Genomic DNA, 1410 nt, shown 5'->3' with positions numbered 1-1410 from the left:
TTTTTGCATATCAAGATTATATGCAGGTTTCGGGATTAAAAAAAACATAATAACTTTTATATGTTACTGGTCCAAACGGTGGTCAAAAAAAAATTCCGCATCAGTAACAATTAAATGCCAAACATCTTTGATAATCTCATGCTTCAAAACATATAGCTTCCCTAAAATGGTCCGAACCTTAAAATAATTAGCTGCCGGCCATTCTGGGTTTATGTCTCCCTGGTACCAACGATCAATTATTTCTTTTATTTCAAATTTCTCCTTTCCCAAATAAAAGCATACCGGATATTCATCCGCTTTCCAGACTGAATGGCATTCAACTCTTACAGGAATATAGTCCATCAGCTATGACGATTTAAAATTCAAAGTTATGACATATTATAATTTTGAATGGAGCTTTCTATACGATATTCAAGGCCTCTGATATAATTTCATTCAATCGCTTTGCATTTTTAGGAGCAAACCCCTGATAATCATTATTAAAAAACGCCCAAACTTCATGGTTTTCCTTCAACCAGGAAATTATTTTTCCGGCATAATCCTGCAATTCCTGTTCGCTGTAGTCTGAAGCATACAACTGTTCATGCCCGTGAAAACGAAAGTAAACGAAATCAGCGGTAACAACTTCATAATAAGGGTATCGTTTCCCCGAATCGGCTATTACTAAAGCAATATTATACTGTCCAAGCAATTTGAAACAATCGTCCGTGAACCAGGATTTATGCCTGGCTTCAATGGCAAACCTGTAAGTGCTATATTTCCCGGTTAATATGCCAATAAAATTATTCAACAATTGTTTATCAAACGGCAATCCCGGAGGCAACTGTATGAGAACGGGGCCCAGCCGTGCCTTCATTCCTTCAAACACATCAAAATACAGGTTGAGCGATTCTTCGACATTAACTAACCGTTTCAGATGAGTAACATAGCGGCTCATTTTCGGACAAAATACAAATGGTTCCGGCGTACGACTCACCCATCCGGCAATGGTTTTTTTCATGGGGAGGTGATAAAAACTAGAGTTTAGTTCAACAGAGTTGAAATTTGTGGTATAATATTCCAAATAACCGGCAGGTTTGACATTTTCCGGGTAAAATATACCGGCCCAATGTTTGTAACTCCAGCCAGAAGTCCCAATAAATAAATGAAGTATGTTATTATTTTCCACTTTTAGTTCAATCAGTAGGTTATTTTATATCAAATTATGGTTTTACTCATAAATACATTTTACACAAATTTAAGTCACAAAATGAGCCAATTGATGATTAATATTCAAAAAAATCAACAGATTAAACCCGGTCATAGACACAGGATGGGGATATATTCGGGTATATAATAAAATGATCTTCTGCCCTATTTTTAACAGAAAAGAAATAAACATCCTGAGCTTAACATTGATTTGTTAAATTT

General features: G+C 35.5%; 2 protein-coding genes. Both read right to left on the bottom strand.

The window, feature by feature from the left end; genetic code table 11:
* Positions 1–63: 63 nt before the first annotated feature.
* Entirely contained in the window at positions 64–342 is a 279-nt protein-coding gene (locus Q8907_17035; GenBank protein ID MDP4275975.1) for a cytoplasmic protein, read from the bottom strand.
* Positions 343–400: 58 nt separating this feature from the next.
* A complete protein-coding gene (locus Q8907_17030; protein ID MDP4275974.1) occupies positions 401–1168 on the bottom strand; it encodes a DUF72 domain-containing protein in 768 nt (255 codons plus the stop codon).
* Positions 1169–1410 lie beyond the last annotated feature (242 nt).

The sequence above is a fragment of the Bacteroidota bacterium genome, assembly GCA_030706565.1.
In the GTDB taxonomy this organism is placed as follows: domain Bacteria; phylum Bacteroidota; class Bacteroidia; order Bacteroidales; family JAUZOH01; genus JAUZOH01.
Note: the sequence above shows the minus strand (reverse complement) of the source record. Positions and strands in the feature narration are given on the sequence as shown.